The following is a 16,757-nucleotide window of genomic DNA, read 5'->3' on the forward strand; positions in this document are numbered from 1 at the left end:
ATAATTTATGTATATTTATAATGTAGATTGTCAAAATAGCAGTTATTCAGTTCGTGTTTTTTGGTTTTTTAGATTGAAAATAGTATACCTACTCGGGGGTATAGAAAAGAAGGCTGGAGTAATAATATCAGGTTTTGGTACATGTTAAAAACAATAAGAAATATGCAGCGGTCATGGTTAAAATCGTAACCTATGCGTTTTGTATAGGCTTATTACTGGTTATAATTTCATGTAATAAGAACTCTCCGGATAAAAGAAGGGAGGCTTTTGATGTATCATTAATCAACGAAAATTCGGAACTGCAGCTTTCCGGTGAATATGAAGCGCTTATCAGATTAAATATAAACTATCTGAAAAAAGCGGTTAGAATGAATTATCCGGAAGGGAAGGCACTTTGTTATCTCAATATAGCAGGGGTGAACGTCTCTGCGGGAAACTATGAAAAAGCGCAGTTTTTCTTTAATAAAGCAGAAAAAAATCTCGAGCATTCAGAAAATTATTATCACCAGGCAACGTTTTACAACGATTACAGTCTGTATTTTTCTCATTTGAAATCATATGATAAGGCTATAGACTGTAATAATAAAGCATTTGAATATGCAATAAAAGCTAAAGATTCAGATCTCAAAAATAAGCTTATTCCAAGGCTTTATGTGAACAGAGGAATCTATTTTGCATGGAAAGGATGGCGGGGAACATCCCTGAAATCTTTTATCAAAGGAAACGAACTTGAAAATTCAGCGTATACCAATAGTATGGTTGCTCAGTACTATTTATTTAACCAAGAGCCTGAGGCTGCGGGAGTATATGTTGCTAAAGCAGATAACCTGATGCTGAGTCAGAAAACAAGTGATGTGGAATCTCTTTGGGTTTACTATACAATGGGATATTATTATAATGAGGTTAATAATAATGAAAAAGCAGAACAGGCACTGAAAAAAGCCCTCGAAATCAATATAAAAACCAGACGTACCTATTCCTCTCATATCAATGGTGTTTATAAGGCATTAGCAGAGCTTTACAAAAAAAAGAACGACGGAGGTAGAGCATATTATTATTTAAAGAAATATATGGAAGAGGAAAACAGGCTCGATGTTGCACGGCTGTCTACCATGAATAAGGCTACTGAGAATTTCATTTCTGAAATAAAGAAAGAATCAGACTGGCATAAAAATGATCTGCCGCTGTTCATTGCCCTGTCAATTGCTGTTCTCACTATCCTGGGGGGATATCTGAGAAAGGTAATCACGGTAATGAAGGTGAATAAGAGTGCCCTGAAAATGGAAACTGAAGAGCTGAAAACCCATGTATATACAAGGCAGCTGGAAGAAGTTATTGAACTCGCCAGGAAGAATGATTCGTCTTTTTTGCTGAAATTTAAAGAACTATATCCTGATTTTGTGAGTGAACTTCTAAAGATCAATCCTGATCTGGAGAATTCAGAGCTTTCTTTCTGCGCCATGCTGAAGCTGCGTTTTTCATCCAAGGAAATTGCAGATTATACTTTTGTACAACACAGATCTGTACAACAGAAAAAATACAGGATAAGAAAAAGACTTACCATTCCTGCCGATGTTGATATTTATGATTTTTTTGAAAATATAAAATCCTAAAAAGTAAAACGGTGTTTTTTCATCAGAGGATTTTTAATTCCTTTAATTTCAGGTGTTTGTTTATCATAACTTATAGATAGAATTTAGTTCAAGTACAGAAAACTCATGATACGTATTTTTCTTTCTGCTTTGCTTATTATTTTGGTTTCGTGCCATTCTCATTCTCAGGAAGAATATGAGAAAAATTTTGACGCTCCCTTGCTGAATCAAAATGAAAAGTATCGGCTTTCGGGTGAATATGATTCCCTTGTTAATCTTAATAAAAGATATTATAAACTGGCTGATAAAATAAACTATGAGGATGGAAAAGCGCTGTGTTATATCAATTTGGCAGAACTGAATATTTCCCTTGAAAACTATCAGAAATCACAGATCCTTTTTGATAATGCAAAAGAAATTATGAAAGATTCAGAAAATAATATTCATAAGGCAAGGTTTTATAATGTGTACGGACGCTTTAATCTTGAACTCAGAAGATTTGATAAAGCTTTCGAATATAATAGTAAGGCGATGGACTGCCTGCAGAAAAGCGGGAAATCTGAATTGAAGAATTATCTGACTTTTAATATTTATTTCAGACGCGCGCTTTACCTTGTTGGAAAAAAGCAGACTAAGCAGGCACTGGAATATTTTCATAAGGCAAAAAAGCTTGATAATACAGGACTTACAGACTGCGCTATAAGTGATTATGTATATATGTCTAAAAACAGAGATTCCGCGTTCAAATATGTAACGATTGCCTATAATAAAGCTCGGGACAGAGGAAAAGAAGATGGAATCGCTTTGTATGCCAATACCATTATGGGAGAATATTATATTGCGGATAAGCAGTATGACAAAGCAGAAGAAGTTCTTAAACAGGCACTGAAAATAGATGCAAAAACAAAACGGATCTATGCCTACTATGGGAAGTATATTTATAATGATCTCAGAATGGTATATGAGCATCTGGGGGATAAAAAGAAAGCTTATTTTTATCTGAATGCCTATACAGAGGCTAGAGATAAGACTAATACAGCACTACTGGCAACAATAAATCTGGATATGGAATCCTTTATCAAAGAATCAAGAAAAGATTCAGAAAAACACAAGAATAATATACAGTGGGTGGTTCTTTTTTCTCTTGCAGGCTTGTCATTATTAGGAGTATACGGATGGAGGATGATAAGCTTGCTGAAAAAGCGAAAAGCAGCTCTTAAAAAAGAGTCTGAAAATCTGAAAAATCAGATTAATGATAATTCACAGGAAGAAATCATGGAGCTGGCCAGAAATAATGATCCTGATTTCATTGATCACTTTAAAGAAGCATACCCTGATTTTATAAATAAACTTCTTGCTATCAATCCGAACCTGGAGAATTCTGAACTGGTTTTTTGTGCGATGTTAAAACTTCATTTCAGTTCCAAAGAAATAGCAAACTATACTTTGGTTCAGCACAGAACTGTACAGCAGAAAAAATACAGAATCAGGAAAAGACTTAATATTCCTACCGAAACAGATACTTATCAGTTTTTTGATGACCTGAATTAATTCCAAAAAAAACTGCCTGATTTCTCATGTCAGACAGTATTCGAAATATTCTCCTTTCACCACTCAAATTTTTAGTGGTCTTGTGCTCAAATTTGGATATTTTTTATCAAAGGAAGAAAAAAACGACTACTACACAAGTACTACATGTGAAATTGATGATCATAACTTTTTGATATATAGTAGATTGTATTTTTATAGAGAAAATGTATCCTTTTTGTAAGAATTTAAACCCATTCTCCACTATCAGGATTTTTTTTAATGATCAGCTTCTGACAGGACTTCTTTACATAATTGCTTTTATACTTTGATTTTCCCTAAATATCTTTTGGATAAAAATTTTATTTTCATGCAACTGAATTTTTATATTAAAAAGAATTTGTCCTGGATTTGGCTTTTAACATGTTGATAATTAGGTGTTTGATTTAATGCTGTATCGGTGTAGTAGGTCTTTTTTATCCTTTTTTGAATTTAAAATATAGATTTGTGGGTTAGACGATTAGTGGCATTCCTATTATGACTTGAATTAAGAATAATCATTCAAATAGTTAACTGTTAAATAAGCATATTAAAAGTTTCTCCAAAAAACTGGATCAAATGATCTAAAATGGAATTTATTTTTTCAAAATGAAAAAGGCTGCCTCAAATATTGAGACAGCCTTTTATCAATATTTTTAACAAAGCAGAATCAAAATGAAACAAGAATAAAAAGTCTTGGCATTGTGTCATCTCTCTACTGATCCGTATGATGCCCGTTAAAGAAATTCAGCATTTCTGTTAAAGCATTTTCAGAGTGCATCAGTTCTCCATTTTCAAGAGATTCCAATGTGGCTTTGGCTGCTCTTTTGCGCATGTTGACTTCATACGCTGCAATAGCTTCTTTTAATGTTTTGTAATTATTACCAGCGAGGTATTCACTGAGTTCAAGTGCGTCAAGCATAGCCATATTAGCCCCTTCACCCGCAAATGGAGGCATTACATGGGCAGCATCACCCATCAGCGTTAAATTGGACATTGTTTCCCAGGTCTGATCTAAAGGCATATAGTAAATAAGGCGTGGAATAAATGGAGTTGAAGCATTCTCAAATAATTCCTGCCAGAGATCACTCCATTCAGAATATTTTTCCTGAAACCAAGTCAGGAGCTGCGTCTTATCAGAAAAATCTAATCCACTTTCTGCAGGCCAGTTCTCATCTGCTTTGAAGCTTGCATAAAAGCCAAGATCACCATTGCCTTTCTGGCCCATCAATATATTTTTAGTGTTTCCAAAAGCCATTATTTTCCCGCCTTTAATTAAGGCATCTATATGAGGAGCATTTTCTTTTGATACATTTCCTTCCAGCATGATCACTCCGGAATAAACGGGTTTTTGGTCGCTCAGATAAGGACGTATTTTAGAATTCGCACCATCTGAAGCAATCACAAGATCTGCATACGCTGATGTACCGTTTTTGAAATGGAGCAGCCATCCTTCATTTTGGGGTTCCATAGATACAAAATGGCTGCCCCATACTACTGTTTCAGGCTGTAAAGATTCAAGGAGCATATTTCTTAAAGGACCCCGGTCTATTTCAGGGCGGAAATGTTCATCACCAAAATCTTCTTCAGGTTTGGCTCCGTGATCACTGAAAAAGATTTCTCCCTGATCATTCATAATCAGTGTTTTATCAGCGCCGGGGCGAAAGGTTTTTTTGAAGACTTCCAGCAGCTCAGCTTTACGTATAGCGGCCAATCCGGAGTCTTCATGCATATCCAGTGGAGAACCCTGTACGCGGGCATATTTATTCGTATCTCTTTCATATACTTTTACATTTGCATTTTTCAGCTGTAAAAGTCTGGCCAGTGTAAGTCCTGCAGGGCCGCCACCAACGATTGCTATTGATTTATTGTCTGTCAGCATTTTTAATTTAAATTTTACAGGACAAAATTACTTTCCCTTCAACACAGATAATAGTACAAATCGGTCGTTTTGGTTTTTTGACAATTCCTTCGGAGCTACTCCTGAAAATTTTTTCACCTCTTTGATGAAATGATTTTGATCCGTATAGTTAAGCTCAGGAAAAAGTTTTCCTTTTGCAATATGCTCCAGAGAGGCTCTGAAACGTAATATCGTAGAATAGGCCTTTAATGATAGCCCAAGTTGCTTTCTGAAATAACGGTTGATCTGCCTGCTGCTCCATCCTGTACTTTCTGAAAGGTCCTTTACACTCATTTCGCCTTTCGATGTATAGATCAGTTCAAAAAGCTTACGTTTTCTTGCATCTATTTTTAGGGGAATAAGCTCCTTTAGTTTTTTTATAGCTTTTACACAGCAAGCGTCAAAATCCTGTAAATCATCGGAATTGAAGTCCCAGAAATCATTGGGAAGATCTTTCCCGGTATTTAATAAGTCGGCAATGGAGGTTTTTAGAATATATTCAACGGCAAGAGGTTTAAAACTGATAATAAAAGCAGTGGTATGCGGAGAAATAAGCCTTTGCTCCGGATAGGTTTCTAGCCCGAGAAGGGTAATATGAAAAACTTCAGTTGGCGATTGTGAAAAAAATAGATCAACTCTTCCGTCGGGAATGATAACCACTTCTTTGGGGGTATCGGATAGATTATGAAATGTTCCTATATTTTCCACAAAGTAAGCAATTGCTTCATCGGGTTCGACAAAATTGTAATAAAAGTCATTGTCCATACTAGTAAGGGATATATACAGGTTTTGATAAAGAAAATTACAAAAAATAGTTAAACTAAAACAAATAATTTGATCATCTAATGATGTACACAAACCAAAAGAAAAAATAGACAATGAATAATATTTTTTTTATTCACATTGCCTTTAAGAATGCAATGTGAATAAGGTTTTTTAATTTTAAAACGTTACTTTTTTATTGGAAATATACATTTTCAAATAAAATTTTAAATATTTATTTGAAAAATAATCTATTAATATCTTATTTTTATATGAATGAAATAAAAAAATGGAATCCCTCCTGTTTTTATTCTAGACACTCACATTGATATGAAAAAAGGCGCATATATTCCTTTCTTGCTGGTTATATTATTTTCCTGTGCTAAAAAAAAGCAACAGAAAGCACCAGATATACAAAACTATCAGGTACTGACATTAGCACCCAGAGAAGTTACTGTTTATAATGATTTCCCTGCATCGATACAAGGTCAGAATGTGGTAGAAATTAAGCCGATGGTCTCAGGATATCTTCAGGATATTTATGTGCCAGAAGGAGCTTCTGTCACCAAAGGACAATTGTTATTCAGAATCAAGAATCCTCAGTATGAGCAGGATATCCTCAGCGCAAAAGCCGCTATAAAAATTGCTGAAGCCAATGTAAATACAGCAAGGATGAATGTAGAAAAGGCAAGGCCTCTGGTACAGCAGGAAATTGTCAGTAAATATGAACTGAGCTCTGCTCAATATACATTACAGTCTCAGGAAGCAGCGTTGGCACAGGCAAAAACGACTCTTGCCAATGCTCAGACCAATCAGGGATATACTTATATCCGCAGTCCTCAGAGTGGAACAATCGGTCTTATTCCTTATAAAATTGGAGCGTTGGTAAGCAGTACAGCAACAGATCCGCTTACGACGCTTTCCAATACCACCAATATATTTGCCTACTTTTCTTTAAGCGAAAAGCAACTGCTGAGTTTCATGAGCAGTATGAAAGGCAGTACCACAGCAGAAAAGCTGAATAATATGCCACTTATCAGTCTGGTGCTTGCCGATGGTACTATATATCCGGAAAAAGGCAGGATGGAAACAGCCAGCGGAGGTATTGACAGCAGTACCGGAACAGCGACCTTTAAAGTGGTATTTGATAATAAACTGGGAATTATTCAGAATGGAGCAAGTGCTACCATCCGCATTCCTGTCACTTTAAATAATGCTTTGCTGGTTCCGCAAACGGCTGTCTATCAAATGCAGGATAAATCATTTGTATATAAAATGATGAAAGGAAATCAGGTGATGAGTGAGGCTGTGACAACTTCTCCTACTGATGATGGTAATTTTGTAGTGCTGAAAAGCGGGATTAATGCAGGGGATCAATTGGTCCTTAACGGGCTCAATATTAGTGACAGCACAGTCATTAAGCCAACACCTGCCAATGCAGCTGAAATTTACCGTACCATGAAATCCAAATCCAACTGATCGCCATGCTGAAACTATTTATAAGAAGACCAGTGCTAAGTACGGTGATTTCTGTAATCATTGTTGTTCTAGGGGTTTTAGGAATCAGTGGTTTACCCGTTGCTCAGTATCCTGATATTGCACCTCCTACCATTCAGGTTTCGGCATCTTATCCCGGAGCTAATACCACTACGCTTATTAACAGTGTGGTTTTTCCGCTTGAACAGCAGATCAACGGGGTAGAAGGTATGACCTATATGACTTCTTCTGCCAGTAACACGGGTTCTGCCAGTATCAGCGTCTATTTTGCGGTGGGCGTAGATCCTAATCAGGCTGCGGTAGATGTTCAGAACAGGATCAGTACTGTTCTTTCTAAGCTGCCACAGGCCGTAACCCAGGCTGGGGTAACCGTAAGAAAACAGCAGAGCAGTAATGTCCTGATTGTGGGTTTATTCAGTGAACGTCCTCAATATGATCAGAAGTTTTTGCAGAATTATGCTGCTATTAACCTTGTTCCTCAATTGCAGAGAGCAAAAGGAGTAGGGGGAGCTACTATATTTGGGGGAGCAATGACCTATGCAATGCGGATTTGGCTACAACCTGATAAAATGGCAGCTTACGGACTGGTGCCTGCTGATGTAACCGCAGTTTTGAATGCGCAGAACTTTAATGCGGCTCCCGGAAAAATTGGTGATAATCTAGATCAGGCTTTCCAATATGATATTACCTATTCTGGAACATTGGTTTCATTAGAACAGTTTCAGAATGTAATTGTCAAATCTATTGGTAACGGACAGTATCTTTATTTAAAAGATGTTGCACGGATTGATCTTGGAACACAAACTTATACCAGTGCTACAGCAATCAACGGAAAGCCTGCTGTTGCAGTGGCGATCAGCCAGACACCGGGCTCCAATGCCCAACAGGTGATTACAGGGGCACAAAAAGTAATGGCTGATGCCTCAAAAAGTTTTCCTTCAGGCATTAAAATGATGGAACTGGTGAATATCAATAACTTCCTCAGCGAAAGTATTTCCAAAGTACTCCATACCTTAGTGGAATGTTTTTTACTGGTATTCCTGGTTATTCTTATCTTTTTACAGGATGTACGGTCTACTATTATTCATGGTGTTTCGGTTCCGGTATCTATTATAGGAACATTTTTTTTCCTGTATTTATTCGGATACAGTCTTAACCTGCTTACTTTATTCGCTCTCGTACTGGCCATCGGTATTGTAGTGGATGACGCGGTAGTGGTAGTAGAAGCTGTTCACAGTAAACTGGAACACGGTTATACTTCTCCCCGTAAGGCTGCAATTGATGCAATGGGAGAAATTGCTCCGGCTATTATTTCGATCACCCTTGTAATGGCTTCTGTGTTTCTTCCGGTAACTTTTCTGGGAGGTTCTGCAGGAGTTTTTTACAAACAGTTTGGAATCACTCTGGCAGTAGCAATCATGATCTCCGCAGTGAACGCTCTTACCTTAAGCCCAGCATTGGCCGCCATGTTTCTAAGGCCGCCGAATCACGAAGAAGAAGCAAAGAAAAAAGGTTTATTACAAAAGATGAAATCAGGTTTTAATTCCAATTATGAAAAACTGATTAATAAATATACAGATACAGTAAGCTTTCTTATAAGAAGAACATGGCTGACAGTGGTGTTGGTAATTATTTTTGGCGGATTGTTTTATGTGACTATTAAAAGTGTAGCCTCCAGTTTCGTTCCTTCAGAGGATATGGGGACTATATTCGTTAACGTAACTCTTCCGGTAGCCGCCAGTAAAGAAAGAGTACAGGCAGTCAATACCCAGATCGACCATATTGCACATACAATCCCTGAAGTACAGGCTTCTATGACTACGTTGGGGCAAAACCAGCTTGGAGGAAGCGGGAGTTCATATGGGATGCTTATTTTAAGGCTTACTCCATGGAGCCAGCGGCCCGGAGTTACAGATAAAGATGTCATACAACAGCTTACAGAAAAAACAAAACATATACAGGGAGCTTCTATTAATTTTATGCAGCAGCCTACCATTAGTGGTTTCGGAACAAGTGGCGGATTTACTTTTCAAATAGAAGACAGAGGAGGGCATAGCATTGGTGATTTTTATAACGTTGCCCAGAATTTTCTTTCAGCACTTAATAAAAGAAGTGAAATTCAATATGCAGCAACAGCATTCAATCCTAATTTTCCGCAATATGAAGTAGACGTAAATGTCGCAAAATGTGAAGATAACGGAATACAGCCTTCTGATATCTTAAACCTTATGAATGTGTACTACGGAAGTTCATACATCAGCAACTTTACAGAATTTGGACAGCAATATCAAATTATTCTTCAGGCAGACAATCCTTATCGGGGAACTGTAGAGCAGATGAATAATATTAAAATCAGAACCCAAAGCGGAACGATGAGCCCTATTTCAGAATATATTACCATGAAAAAGGTATATGGACCTTCTTCTGTTTCAAGATTTAATATGTATAATGCGATCTCGGTAAGTGGATCTCCCAATGCAAGCTACAGTACAGGGCAGGCAATGCAGGCAATCAATGAAGTGGCAGATCAGACTCTTCCTCCCGGATACAGTTTTGAATACAGTGGAATCAGTAAAGAAGAGCAGAGCTCCGGCTCTCAGGCGGGAATTATATTCCTTTTGAGCCTATGTTTTGTTTATTTGCTTTTAAGTGCATTATATGAAAGTTATATTCTCCCGTTGGCAGTTATTCTTTCGCTGCCGGTAGGACTGAGTGGTATTTTCGTTTTTGCCAAGTTATTTGGAATAGATAATAATATTTATGTGCAGATCTGTATGGTAATGCTGATAGGGCTCTTGGCCAAAAATGCTATTTTAATGGTAGAATTCTCACTTGAAAAGAGACATGAGGGGATGAGTCTGCTGGACAGTGCTCTGGCAGGAGCGAAAATCAGAATAAGACCTATTCTGATGACTTCCCTGGCTTTTATTTTTGGATTAATGCCTTTAATGTTCTCTACTGGTGTGGGAGCCAACGGAAATAAATCCATTGGGATAGGGTCTATTGGTGGAATGCTGTTTGGGACCTTATTGGGAATTTTCGTTATCCCCGGGCTGTATGTAATTTTCCAGGGGCTGCAGGAAAAAGCAGTAAGCAGTAAATATGACGAAAATGACGAACTGATTGTTGAAAATAAAAAATAACCCTCCGGTAAAAGTATGATACATTGGAACAAACAATATAATCTTTTTATACAGGTTTCGGCCTTTTCAATTGTGCTTTTCAGCTGCGATGTTGCCAGGCCTTATACAACAAGTCAGACTGTTCCGGATAGTTTGTACGGAGAAACCGGGGCAGATTCCAGTAAGAACATGGCTGTACTTTCGTGGAAGGAAATCTTTAAAGATCCCTTATTGCAGGACCTTATTTCTGAAGGAATTGCTAATAATCTGGATTTGAAAACGGCAGCGGCAAACCTTAAGGCAGCCGAGGCTAATTTTGTACAGAGTAAACAGGCATTTCTGCCTTCACTTTCAGGAAATGCTTCTGCAGGAGCATATGATCCATCCAGTTCGCAGGCCTCTGCTTCACAGATCTATCAGCTTTATGCCCTTTCATCATGGCAGGTAGATATTTGGGGTAAACTCAAAAGTACCAAAAGATCAATGTATGCCACTTATCTGGCGAGCGAAGCGTATCGACAGGCTGTGCAAACGCAACTGATAGCGAATATTGCTGTAACTTACTATCAATTATTGGCTTATGATGAGCAATTGAATATTGTACAGCAGTCTCTTGATGTGTATTCTAAAGATACAGAAACCATGAAGATCTTAAAAAACAGTAATGTGGTAACTGGTGCTGCTGTAGTACAAAGTGCAGCCAACTATTATGCTGTAAAATCTACTGTGCCTGATATTAAAAACAATATTCGGCAGAGCGAAAACACGATGGCTTTACTACTTGGCCGGACACCGGGGCCTGTAAAAAGGGATGCCATTTTTAATGAGCAGGTATATAGTGAATTGTCAGTGGGAGTTCCCGCTCAGTTATTAGCCAACAGACCTGATGTAAAGGAAGCCGAGCTACAGCTCAGAAGTAATTTTGAACAGATCAATGTAGCCAGAACGGCTTTCTATCCTGCCTTAACAATAACAGGGCAAGCAGGTTTATATGCAACACAGCTCAATTCATTTTTTAATGCCGGAGCTTTTTTTGCCAATATTATTGGAGGGTTGGCGCAGCCGATCTTTAATAACGGGCTTAATAAGCAAAAGCTGAAAGTAGCACAGGCTAATTATGAAGCAGCAGAATACAATTACAGCAAGGTTTTATTGACCGCAGGACAGGAAGTATCCAATGCTTTATATCAATATCAGATGGTGGATGAGAAGTTTTCTTCCCGTAAAGAACAGATTGAAAATCTTGAAAAAGCCGTTTACTTCACAAAAGAACTTTTAAAATATACCAGCGCAACCAATTATACGGATGTTCTTACTTCAGAGCAGAGTCTTTTAAGTGCAAGGCAGAGTGCTGTTACAGATAAATTGCAGCAGCTTCAGGCGGTAGTCAACCTGTATGCAGCTTTAGGAGGAGGATGGAAATAAGCATTTTTTATCTATAAATACTCGATACTTTAAACTTATAGAGTATTTATTGACGGTTTTAATGATTCAAAAAAATAAAAAACCCGAACTGTAAAATACAGCCCAGGTTCTATCAAGATTAAAAAAAATTAAAAAGAATACCCTACAGAAACCATTACATTTCTTGGAGCTCCCGGGAATCCTCGTGTATAATCAAACCCGCCCAGGAAATAATATTTATCAAAGATATTATTGACATTCACTGCCATTTTCATTTTTCCGATGTGATAATAGACTGCTGCATTTACTGTAGTATAAGATGGCCACTGTCCCCAAAGTGCATTTCCTCCGCTGTCTTTGCCAATGCTGTTATCCATACGTCTGGTGTCTACATAATAGACTCCGGCACCGAAACCAAGCCCTTTCAAAGCGGTAGTAGAAAAGACATATTTCATCCACATACTGGCCATATTCTTAGGAGCTCCCGGTAATGCCTGCCCAACTTCAGAAGCTATGGATGAAGATTTTACCTCCGTGTAGTTATAGGTATAATTTCCCATAATCTGAAACTCTCTGGTGAGCTGTCCTCGGATGTCCAGTTCCACCCCTTTGGAAAGGGCTTTTCCAGACTGTCTGTATACCGGAAATCCGGTGGTACTGATCTCTCCCGTAGCAATGAGCATATTTCTGCGCTCAATCTGGAAAAGAGAAAGATCCATTTGTAGCTGGTTCTTGAAAAATCCGGTCTTAAGCCCGGTCTCAATCTGGAAGCTATGTTCAGCACTAAATGCCTTATCGGCACCGTAATCCTGATAATTTTGGATGAAATTTGCTCCTATAGGAGCGAAACCTTGTGAGTAGCTTGCAAAATAGTTGATCTGATCATTGATTTGATATGTTAATCCAATTCGGGGCAGCCATGCATTTTGTGTAGCGCTGTAACGGTTGGCAGAACTGATCGTTTCCGAATAATAATGTTCGTGGCGGAGTCCCAGAATAAGTTTCAGCCTTTCAGCAAAAGATATCTGATCCTGTACATAGATTCCTGTGGTCTTATACGGGCTTAAAAAAGGATAGCTTCCTTGTGGCAGCCATACATAATTGGTAAGATCATGCGTTGTATAGGTCGGATTATTAAGATCAAAGGTCAGAGGAACTACTTTTCCGTCTACTTTCTGCTGCCGGGCCTCCCGCTGCTGATTATTGCTGTCTCCTTCATATTGCGCATAATCTACTCCGGCTATCAGATGATGCTGTATTTTACTTCCTGTAAGATCCCATTTCAGGTATACTACAGAATTATCTGTGTAATCTTTTCCGTGACGGTCAAAGAAACGCATGTTCATAATTGTATTGTTGGGAGCATCAGCATAGGTGTTCAGTGTACGGTGTTCATTAACGTCTTCCTGGTAAACCGACTTCATATAGCTGGCGTTTAATGACAGATTATGGGTAAGCCGCTGGCTGAACCTTGCGCTTAAGGATAAAGTTCTGGTGTTGTAAAAGTCTGAAGGCTGGCTTAATGTAAATGAGCGGGGTAGGGCATAAAAATCGTTATTCCTTAAACCCATTCCACGGTCCAGATACCCATGGAACTGATCATATACCAGGTCTATATCCAGCTGAGTTCCATCAAGAGGTTTAAAAGTAAATGACGGAGCAATCATAAAGTTTTTTTGCTGATTGACATTTCTGAATGTTTTGCTGTCTTCATATCCGGCATTCAGACGGTATAGAATTTTCTTGTCTTTATCCAGAGGTCCTGTAAGGTCAATACTCGTCCGGATTGTCTGAAAACTGCCGACTGAGAAATTAACAGATCCTTTTTGTTTGTCCAAAGGCTTTTTAGTTACCATATTGATGGTTCCTCCGGGAGTAATATCCCCGAATAATGACGCTCCCGGACCTTTTAAAACAGAAACACTTTCCAGATTGATCGTTAGCGGTGACCGGTAATAGCTGTTTCCATAACTATAGCCTGACCGCAATCCGTTGACAAGGCGGATACCGGTTTCATAGCCGCTTTTAAAACCACGGATAATGAGGTCATCATAAGACGAAGCTGTGGTGACACCTGCCAGATCCTGTGCTATTTCACGGGTGGTATAAGCCTGTTTGTCCTCCATAAATTCGCTGCTTACAATAGATACAGACTGGGGAAGATCTTTAAGATTACCGGAAAATTTTCCACCCAGTTCCAAAGTATTGGTGAGATAAGAATTATTTCTGCGGGCTGTGACCAAAATTTCCTGAATATCTGTTTGATTTTCAGCCATGCGGATTGTTATTCCGTTTTTATCATCATAAGAAAGGGAATCCAGAGTAATATTCGATCCTGAATACCCTTTTGCATTAATCATCAACTGAGCCGGATACTGAACCGGATTGCCAAATTGAAATTTTCCATCTTTATTCGTAATGGCCGATGTTCCCTGGTTGATGGAAACCGTCGCATTGGAAATTATTTTACCCTCCTGATTCAGTACCGTTCCGAAAATAGTATGGGTTTCCTGTGCTGATAAGGCAAAAGGAAGTAAGAGCATTATACCATTGATGTATAATACCTTTTTGGTGATGTGCTTCATTGTATCTTTCTACGCTGCCGTAGTGTTTATTATTTTGTTGTAATCATTAATTCCATATGCAATGTAGGGTAGGTGCCTTCATAGCAGGATTTCAGTAATTTAAATTCCTGTTTCAGCCAATAATCATAGGCTCCCTGCAGGAAGGGATGAGTGTGGAGGTATAAACGTTTTATATGTTTCTGTTGTGCTGTTTTTACCAGTTCCTGAAATAATCGGGACGCAATTCCTGTTCTTCTGTATTCCGGGTTAACGAACAGCCTTGCTACTTCTACTGTCGTTTCTTCATCAATGTTCAGATGGGAAAAACGGTAGTCATAGGGCATCATTCCGATAACACCAATCAGCTTTCCGGATGCTGTTCTGGCTTGTAAAAAAGCTCCGGTAGGAGACTGAATATAGTTTTGCTCAAAGTTGACCAGATCTTTTGGAACAATCAGAGGATCAAGTAACGGATACAGCTGACGTCTGAATTCCATCACATATGGAAGGACTTCAAAAACATGGTAGTCTTCTACTGATGAAATAATTATTTCTTCATGATTTTTCATATATTTTATTTTAATTGAGGTGTAAATATTGGGGTTCCCTGATTGTCGGCTACGGATAAAGGAACCTGATAGGTATCTTCCAGAAGCTTTTTCAGCAAGTCTTTTTCCAGTGATTGAACAGGGGTCAGTTCATGGTGGTGCATTACAAAAAAATCATCTCCAAAAAGAAAAGCGAGATTAGGATCATGCATTACACACAAAACTGTAGTTCCCTCATTCACCAGCTGGCGGATTGCCTCCAGAACGGCTACCTGATAATGCAGATCCAGATGATTGGTAGGTTCATCAAGCATCAGAACATCAGGTTTCTGAACCATTACCCGGCATAAAAGTACCAGCTGACGCTCTCCACCGGAAAGAGAGGTATAGGGTTTATCCTTTAAATGGATTAAATTAAATTTCTGCAGGATATTCTCAACTTCTTTATAGTCCTGTTTTTGGGGAGAAAATCTTGAAAAAGTGGCCCTGCCGGTTAATATCACATCAAAAACAGTGAATGGAAAAGTAGTTTGATGGATTTGGTTTAAAAATCCCAGACGGATCGGTTTTGAAGTTCCTATTTTAATTTTTCGACGCTCCTTATCTCCGATCCGGATATTGCCCCGATAGCGCTTTTCCAGCCCGGCAATGATCTTGAATAAAGTAGATTTACCACTTCCGTTTCTTCCAAGAATGACAGAAAGTTTACCCTTTTGAAATTGAGCATTTACATTCTTCAGGACTTCATCTTTTCCATAACCGAAAGAAAGCTGTTCTATAGAAATAATATTGTTCATGAGTTCCAGTTTATGGCGTTTCGACGCATTAAATAAATAAAAACAGGAGCTCCTATAATCATAGTAAACACTCCGATCGGAATTTCAAAGGGCATCGCTGTACGTGAAAAATCATCAATTAACAGTAAAAAAGTTCCTCCGATACTTATATTGGCCCAAACTGTAATGGAATTGTTTGGCCCGAAAATCATTCTGCTGATGTGAGGGACAATTAACCCAAAGAGGCTGATCACTCCTACGGCCGCTACTGATGATGCTGTAATCATGGTTGCTGCTGCCATCAGGATCAGTTTCAACACTGTCGGATTAACTCCAACAGCCATTGCCTCCTGATCTCCCAAAGCTAAAAGGTTGAGCTTCCAGCGAAGAATAATGATAATAAAAAGACCAATAAGAACAGGAAATATTGCAGTATGTACTTTCTGCCATGAAGCTGTGTGCAGGTTTCCCATGGTCCACTGTATAATAGCCTGTAATTTATAAGGATCACTCAGGTATTGTAACACCGTCAGTAAAGCAGTAAACACTCCTGACACAATCATTCCTGCAAGAACCATACTTACAATGGAGGTTTTGGCTCCGGCATAAGACACAAGGTAGGTAATTGCCACAGCGATGACTCCAAAAATAAACGCCGAAGTATTAACTGCCATAACAGGGAATAACATCGCTAATGCCGCGCCAAATGCGGAGCCTGAAGAAATTCCAAGAGTGAACGGGTCAACAATAGGATTTCTGAAAACAGCCTGCAATACTCCTCCGGAAGAAGCCAGAGAAGCCCCCACCAGAAAAGTTAGGATAATCCGGGGTAGACGGACCTGCCACAGGATTGTAGGCAGACTTCCCTGTAGGACAAGATCGTCTTTAGAAATACCTAATTCCAGAGCGATATGATGAAATAGTTCTCCAAAACCGATATTCTGGCTGGAGCCTATGATCAGTGAGATACATAACAGGATAATAGGTAATAGGATCAGTAAAGCTCCTTTTTTAACGTTCTTTATC

At 38.6% G+C, this 16,757-nt stretch carries 11 protein-coding genes; 5 read left to right on the forward strand and 6 right to left on the reverse strand.

Going from position 1 to position 16,757, the window contains the following annotated elements; translation table 11 throughout:
* Window positions 1-173 precede the first annotated feature (173 nt).
* Both LF887_RS08825 and LF887_RS08830 read left to right on the forward strand, forming a co-directional pair.
* Complete coding sequence (locus LF887_RS08825; RefSeq protein WP_236858762.1) at window positions 174-1,613, forward strand: tetratricopeptide repeat protein; 1,440 nt, start codon at window positions 174-176, stop codon at window positions 1,611-1,613.
* Between the two features lie 105 nt (window positions 1,614-1,718).
* Window positions 1,719-3,143 (forward strand): tetratricopeptide repeat protein, encoded by a 1,425-nt coding sequence (locus LF887_RS08830; RefSeq protein ID WP_236858763.1) that lies wholly within the window; start codon window positions 1,719-1,721, stop codon window positions 3,141-3,143.
* Between the two features lie 730 nt (window positions 3,144-3,873).
* Here the strand turns inward: LF887_RS08830 and LF887_RS08835 are convergent.
* The gene (locus tag LF887_RS08835; RefSeq protein ID WP_236858764.1) at window positions 3,874-5,040 is read right to left on the reverse strand and encodes an FAD-dependent oxidoreductase; all 1,167 of its coding nucleotides are present in this window, start codon (window positions 5,038-5,040) and stop codon (window positions 3,874-3,876) included.
* Between the two features lie 27 nt (window positions 5,041-5,067).
* Window positions 5,068-5,823, reverse strand: a complete 756-nt coding sequence (locus LF887_RS08840; RefSeq protein WP_236858765.1) for a helix-turn-helix domain-containing protein — start codon at window positions 5,821-5,823, stop codon at window positions 5,068-5,070.
* A 327-nt stretch (window positions 5,824-6,150) separates the two neighbouring features.
* Here LF887_RS08840 and LF887_RS08845 point away from each other — a divergent pair, with 327 nt between their 5' ends.
* From LF887_RS08845 to LF887_RS08855, 3 genes are read left to right on the forward strand one after another with little or no spacing between them, the layout of a single operon-like run.
* A complete protein-coding gene (locus LF887_RS08845) occupies window positions 6,151-7,299 on the forward strand; it encodes an efflux RND transporter periplasmic adaptor subunit (protein WP_236858766.1) in 1,149 nt (382 codons plus the stop codon).
* Between the two features lie 5 nt (window positions 7,300-7,304).
* A complete protein-coding gene (locus tag LF887_RS08850; protein ID WP_236858767.1) occupies window positions 7,305-10,460 on the forward strand; it encodes an efflux RND transporter permease subunit in 3,156 nt (1,051 codons plus the stop codon).
* Window positions 10,461-10,475: 15 nt separating this feature from the next.
* Window positions 10,476-11,864, forward strand: a complete 1,389-nt coding sequence (locus LF887_RS08855) for an efflux transporter outer membrane subunit (protein ID WP_236858768.1) — start codon at window positions 10,476-10,478, stop codon at window positions 11,862-11,864.
* A 128-nt stretch (window positions 11,865-11,992) separates the two neighbouring features.
* Here LF887_RS08855 and LF887_RS08860 read toward each other — a convergent pair whose 3' ends face one another.
* The 4 genes from LF887_RS08860 to LF887_RS08875 are packed head-to-tail and all read right to left on the reverse strand — an operon-like array spanning window position 11,993 to window position 16,756.
* Complete coding sequence (locus LF887_RS08860) at window positions 11,993-14,428, reverse strand: TonB-dependent receptor (protein ID WP_236858769.1); 2,436 nt, start codon at window positions 14,426-14,428, stop codon at window positions 11,993-11,995.
* 29 nt (window positions 14,429-14,457) lie between these two features.
* Entirely contained in the window at window positions 14,458-14,976 is a 519-nt protein-coding gene (locus LF887_RS08865) for a GNAT family N-acetyltransferase (protein ID WP_236858770.1), read from the reverse strand.
* A 5-nt stretch (window positions 14,977-14,981) separates the two neighbouring features.
* A complete protein-coding gene (locus LF887_RS08870) occupies window positions 14,982-15,752 on the reverse strand; it encodes an ABC transporter ATP-binding protein (RefSeq protein WP_236858771.1) in 771 nt (256 codons plus the stop codon).
* Window positions 15,749-16,756, reverse strand: coding sequence for a FecCD family ABC transporter permease (locus tag LF887_RS08875; RefSeq protein ID WP_410681149.1), 1,008 nt, complete (start codon window positions 16,754-16,756; stop codon window positions 15,749-15,751). The genes LF887_RS08870 and LF887_RS08875 overlap by 4 nt, the downstream gene beginning before the upstream one ends.
* Window position 16,757 lies beyond the last annotated feature (1 nt).

This window comes from Chryseobacterium sp. MEBOG06 (genome assembly GCF_021869765.1).
GTDB lineage: Bacteria > Bacteroidota > Bacteroidia > Flavobacteriales > Weeksellaceae > Chryseobacterium.

Excerpts from the sequence above, each read along its gene's own strand:
- LF887_RS08825 (WP_236858762.1), top strand. The coding sequence starts at position 174 with ATGGTTAAAATCGTAACCTATGCGTTTTGTATAGGCTTATTACTGGTT.
- LF887_RS08830 (WP_236858763.1), top strand. The coding sequence starts at position 1,719 with ATGATACGTATTTTTCTTTCTGCTTTGCTTATTATTTTGGTTTCGTGC.
- LF887_RS08840 (WP_236858765.1), bottom strand. The coding sequence starts at position 5,823 with ATGGACAATGACTTTTATTACAATTTTGTCGAACCCGATGAAGCAATT.
- LF887_RS08850 (WP_236858767.1), top strand. The coding sequence starts at position 7,305 with ATGCTGAAACTATTTATAAGAAGACCAGTGCTAAGTACGGTGATTTCT.
- LF887_RS08855 (WP_236858768.1), top strand. The coding sequence starts at position 10,476 with ATGATACATTGGAACAAACAATATAATCTTTTTATACAGGTTTCGGCC.
- LF887_RS08860 (WP_236858769.1), bottom strand. The coding sequence starts at position 14,428 with ATGAAGCACATCACCAAAAAGGTATTATACATCAATGGTATAATGCTC.
- LF887_RS08845 (WP_236858766.1), top strand. The coding sequence starts at position 6,151 with ATGAAAAAAGGCGCATATATTCCTTTCTTGCTGGTTATATTATTTTCC.
- LF887_RS08870 (WP_236858771.1), bottom strand. The coding sequence starts at position 15,752 with ATGAACAATATTATTTCTATAGAACAGCTTTCTTTCGGTTATGGAAAA.
- LF887_RS08835 (WP_236858764.1), bottom strand. The coding sequence starts at position 5,040 with ATGCTGACAGACAATAAATCAATAGCAATCGTTGGTGGCGGCCCTGCA.
- LF887_RS08865 (WP_236858770.1), bottom strand. The coding sequence starts at position 14,976 with ATGAAAAATCATGAAGAAATAATTATTTCATCAGTAGAAGACTACCAT.